Source organism: Amycolatopsis sp. NPDC004378 (assembly GCF_053602455.1).
In genome coordinates this window covers 1-5,200 of record NZ_JBSGDR010000057.1, presented here as the reverse complement: position 1 = coordinate 5,200, position 5,200 = coordinate 1, and the positions used below count along the sequence as shown (strand labels likewise).

Sequence of the window (5,200 nt, the reverse complement as noted above, 5' to 3'; positions counted from 1 at the left end):
GTTTGGCTGCCTATCGTGCATAGGCAGCCAAACGGCTGCATGTCACGGGAAGGCGCGATGGACGAGGCGTTCAAGGCACTGGCCGACCCCAGCCGGCGACAACTGCTGGACGTGCTCAACGAGCGCAACGGGCAGACCCTGCGCGAACTGTGCGCGGGACTGGACATGGCCCGCCAGTCGGTGAGCAAGCACCTGGCCGTGCTCGAGGCGGCCGGACTCGTCACGACGACCTGGCGCGGCCGCGAAAAGCTGCACCACCTCGACGCCGCGCCGATCAACGCGATCGCCGAGCGCTGGATGACCCGCTACGACCGCCGGCGGGCCGGCGCGCTCGCCGATCTCAAACGAGCCCTGGAGTCCACTCCGATGAACGAATTCGCGTACACCACCTACATCAGCACGACGCCGGAAAAACTCTGGCAAGCGCTTACCGAACCGGCGTTCACCCGCCAGTACTGGGGCGTCGAGTTCGAAACCGACTGGAAAAAAGGCGCGCCGATGACCTGGGCGGAAAGCGGCGCGAAAACGAGCCACCCCGACCAGGTCGTCCTCGAATCCGACCCGTTCCGCCGCCTTTCCTACACCTGGCACACCTTCACCCAGGAATGGGCGGACGGAAACGGCGTCGACGCGGAAACCCTCGCGAAACTGCAACGGGAAAGCCGTTCGAAGGTCACTTTCACGCTCGAACCGCACGGGGACGCGGTGAAGCTGACCGTGCTGCACGACGGCTTCGACCCCGGCAGCACCACCCTCGAGATGTGCAGCCAGGGCTGGCCCGCGCTGCTCTCCAGCCTGAAGACCCTGCTGGAGACCGGATCCCCGCTGCCCGCGGCGTGACCAACCGGACCAATCGTCCCAACCGGACAGAACTGACACAGGGAAACGTCTGATTCATCCCTCTTTCGTGAGCGACCGGCTGAAGTCCAGGTGAATTCCCGCCGATCGTCGCCATCCGATGCGGATTTCCGGCGGCTAGGCTCGCATAATCCGTGATCGGTGATGGTCCGATCGAGTGACGGGGAGAGTGTGCGTGCCGGGGTCAGTGCGTACCCGCTGGATCGTGGCGGCCGTGGTCGTGGCCGCCGCGGCCGGAGCCGTCGTCGCGTTCTGGCCGGACAGCGCGTCCGCCGGTGACCCCGAGATCGCCGTGTCGCGCTCGGCGTGCGGCACCGGCTGGTCGGACCCGAAGCCGGGGCCGCAGACGTTCCGCCTGCACAACACCGGGTCCGTGACGGCCGAGGTCGACCTGATCGACCCGGCGACCGGCGTGATCTACGGCGAGGTCGAGGGCCTCGGCGCGGCGACCACCCGGCCGCTGCAGGTCAACCTCGGCAACGGCAGCTACGCGTTCCGCTGCCTGCCCGAGGACGCCAGCGCGATCGTCGGGCCGGCCGTGCAGGTCAGCGGCGGCGCCGAACGGACCGGCCCGGGCGTCGCGCCGGTGACGCACAACGACCTGCTCGGGCCGCTCAAGACCTACCAGCAGCACGTCACGGCGGGGCTGGACGAGCTGGTGGCGAACACGGGCGCGCTGAAGAACGCCGTCCACGGCGGCGACCGCGCGGCTAGCCAAACGGCCTGGCTGACGGCACACCTGACGTACGAGCGCCTCGGCGCGGCGTACGACGCGTTCGGTGACTCCGACGGCGCGCTCAACGGCACCGCCGACGGCCTCCCCGGCGGCACGTCCGACCCGGGCTTCACCGGCTTCCACCGCCTCGAGCAGGGCCTGTGGCACAACGAGGACATGGGCGCGCTCGGCGGGGTCGCCGACCAGCTCGACACCGACGCCCAGGCGTTGCGGAAGTCCTTCGGCGACAGCCAGGTCGACGGCAACGACCTCGGCCTGCGCGCGCACGAGATCATGGAGAACACGCTGCAGTTCGAGCTGACGGGCCGCACCGACTACGGCAGCGGCACCACCCTGGCGACGGCCCGCGCCAACCTCGACGGCACCCGCGCGGTGCTGGACGTGCTGCGCCCGCTGCTCGCGCCGCGGTACCCCGATCTGTCCAAGGTGGACAGCTGGCTGACGCGCACGCAGTCCGCTTTGGACGCCGCGAAGCGACGCGACGGCAGCTGGACCCCGCTGGCGCAGCTGTCGCAAAAGGACCGGCAGAAGCTGAACGCCGACGTGAGCGAGCTGACCGAGCTGCTGGCGCCGATCGCCGCCATCGCCGAGCCGAGGAGGGTTTCGTGAGGGCCGGGCTTCCCAGGACCGCGCCGCGAGGTGCCGCGACGAACCGGCCGGGGAGGCTCTCGTGACCGGCGAATCCCGTTGTCCCGTACCGCACCCGGCCGGCCTGCCGCGTCGCTCCTTCCTCCGCCGGGCCGCGATGGGCGCGGGCCTGACCGTGGCCGCCGGGGCCGGGCTCGGCGCGTCCGCCGCCGTCACCGACAGCACGGCGCCCGTGGCCTTCCACGGCAGGAACCAGGCCGCCATCCTGCGGAAGCCGCCGACGCAGACGATCGTCGCTTCGTTCGACGTCGTCGCCGCGTCGAAGAGCGAGCTCACCGACCTCTTCCGCGAAATCACCGACCGGACGCGGTTCCTGACCGGGGGCGGCGCACCCGCCGCGCTCGGGATCACCGCGCCGCCCGCCGATTCCGGCGTGCTCGGGCCGGTCGTGCCCGGGGGCGACCTCGGCGTGGTCCTCGGCGTCGGCTCGTCGCTGTTCGACGACCGGTACGGGCTCGCCAAGCTCAAGCCCGCCAAGCTCAAGCCGATGAAGACGTTCCCGAACGACGCCCTCGACCCCGCGCAGTGCCACGGCGACCTGAGCCTCACCCTGTCGGCGAACTCGACCGACACGGTGCTGCACGCGCTGCGCGACATCGCCCGCGCCACCCGCGGCGGCATGCAGCTTCGCTGGAAGCTCAACGGGTTCAGCTCCCCGCCGCGTCCCGAAGGGACCCCGCGGAACCTGATGGGCTTCAAGGACGGCACCACCAACCCGGAGGAAGCCGACTTCGACCGTCTCGTGTGGACGTCCGCAGCGGGCGAACCCGCGTGGGCGGCCGGCGGCAGCTACCAGGTGGTCCGGCTGATCCGGATGCTCGTCGAGTTCTGGGACCGGGTCTCGCTCGCCGAGCAGGAGAACATGTTCGGCCGCCGGCGCGACACCGGCGCGCCGCTCGACGGCACCGCCGAGACCGACGTCCCCCGGTACGCCGACGACCCGATCGGCACCGTCATCCCGCTGACCAGCCACATCCGGAAGGCCAACCCGCGCACGCCGGAAACCGACGCCAGCCGGATCCTGCGCCGCGCGGTGAACTACGACCGCGGCATCGACACCAACGGCAACCTCGACATGGGCCTGATCTTCGTCTGCTACCAGCAGGACCTCGAGCGCCAGTTCGAGGCGGTCCAGACGCGGCTGGCCGACGAACCCCTGACCGACTACATCTCCCCGTTCGGCGGCGGCTACTTCTTCGCGCTGCCGGGCGTCACCGGCCCGGAGGACCACTTCGGGCGCTCCCTGCTCACCTGACTGAACGTCCCACCACGAAAGGAATCCACTGTGGACAAGAGAACCCGCCGGCGACGGCGCGGCCTGCTGGGCGCCGGAGCACTCGCTTCGGTGGCCGCACTCGCCGTCGTCACCGGTTCCGCCGCGACGACCGCGGAAGCCCAGCCCCTGAACCTGTTCCCCGCGCACTGGATCCCGACCTCGACGCCGATCAAGCACGTCGTGGTCATCTTCGGCGAGAACATCTCGTTCGACCACTACTTCGGCACGTACCCGAACGCGGCCAACACCGACGGCACGCCGTTCAAGGCCGCGCGCAACACGCCGAAGGTCAACGGCCTCGACAAGAAGCTGCTGACGGACAACCCGAACGCGTACGACCCAAAGCGGCTCACGCACGAACAGGCGCTGACCTGCGACCAGAACCACAACTACGGCGCGGAGCAGGCCGCCTTCAACGGCGGCAAGATGGACAAGTTCGTCGAGAAGACCGAGACCGACAAGTGCACCGGCCAGCCGGTGCTGTTCGGCGAACCCGGCCTGGTGATGGACTACTACGACGGCAACACCGTCACCGGCATGTGGAACTACGCGCAGAACTACGCGCTGAACGACAACTCGTTCAACACGGTGTTCGGCCCGTCGACCCCGGGTGCGCTGAACCTGATCTCGGGCCAGACGCACGGCGCCCAGGCGGTCACCTCGGTGACGCACGAGCCGACCACCGACTCCTACGCCGTGGTGTCCCCGGACGCGCACGGCGTCGGCACGGTCATCAACGACCCGGACCCGGCGTGGGACGACTGCTCGGACAAGAACCACACGAGCACCGACAACCTGGCCACGCTGAGCGGCAAGAACGTCGGTGACCTGCTCAACCAGCGCCACGTCACCTGGGGCTGGTTCCAGGGCGGCTTCCGGCCGACCGGCTCGGCCAACGGCTTCGCGGTCTGCGGCCAGAAGCACACCAACGTCGGCGGCAACGCGGCGGTCGACTACAGCCCGCACCACGAGCCGTTCCAGTACTACCAGTCGACGGCGAACCCGAAGCACCTCGCGCCGTCGTCGGTGCAGGCGATCGGCCAGACCGACCGGGCCAACCACCAGTACGACACCTCGGACTTCGACGACGCGCTGCGCGCCGGCTCGATGCCCGCGGTGAGCTTCCTGAAGGCGCCGGAGTACCAGGACGGCCACGCCGGCTACTCGGACCCGCTGGACGAGCAGCAGTTCGTGGTCAGCGAGATCAACAAGATCCAGCAGTCCCCGGAGTGGAAGTCCACGGCGATCGTGCTGGCCTACGACGACTCCGACGGCTGGTACGACCACCAGGCGTCGAAGATCGTCAACGGCTCGCAGGACGCCGCGCAGGACCAGGCGGTCTGCACCGGCAAGCCGGCGTCCCTCGGCGGCTACGCCGACCGCTGCGGCTACGGCCCGCGGCTGCCGCTGCTGGTGGTTTCGCCGTACGCCAAGGTGAACCACGTCGACCACTCGCTGACGGACCAGACCTCGGTGCTGAAGTTCATCGAGGACAACTGGTTCACCGGCCGGATCGGCGACTCGTCGTTCGACACCCGCGCGGGTTCGCTGAACGGGATGTTCGACTTCTGGTGGCCGCAGGCCAAGAAGGTCACGCTCGACCCGAAGACGGGCGCGGTCGTGCACCGCTGACCCGGGTCAGCCGCGGCTCGTCGTGAGTGGTCAGGGCGGTTCCAACCGCC

The 5,200-nt window shown here is 69.6% G+C and carries 4 protein-coding genes; all 4 read left to right on the top strand.

Annotated features, from left to right (window positions below; genetic code table 11):
* The first annotated feature begins 57 nt into the window (after positions 1–57).
* The 4 genes from ACWEN0_RS49950 (at position 58) to ACWEN0_RS49935 (ending at position 5,150) form a co-directional block, all read left to right on the top strand.
* A complete protein-coding gene (locus tag ACWEN0_RS49950; RefSeq protein ID WP_451988802.1) occupies positions 58–840 on the top strand; it encodes an ArsR/SmtB family transcription factor in 783 nt (260 codons plus the stop codon).
* A gap of 205 nt (positions 841–1,045) precedes the next feature.
* The gene (locus tag ACWEN0_RS49945; RefSeq protein WP_451988801.1) at positions 1,046–2,203 is read left to right on the top strand and encodes an EfeM/EfeO family lipoprotein; all 1,158 of its coding nucleotides are present in this window, start codon (positions 1,046–1,048) and stop codon (positions 2,201–2,203) included.
* Positions 2,204–2,339: 136 nt separating this feature from the next.
* On the top strand, positions 2,340–3,497 hold the full coding sequence (locus tag ACWEN0_RS49940; RefSeq protein ID WP_451988800.1) for a Dyp-type peroxidase: 1,158 nt from the start codon (positions 2,340–2,342) through the stop codon (positions 3,495–3,497).
* 30 nt (positions 3,498–3,527) lie between these two features.
* Positions 3,528–5,150, top strand: coding sequence for a phospholipase C (locus tag ACWEN0_RS49935; RefSeq protein WP_451988799.1), 1,623 nt, complete (start codon positions 3,528–3,530; stop codon positions 5,148–5,150).
* The last annotated feature ends 50 nt before the right edge of the window (positions 5,151–5,200 follow it).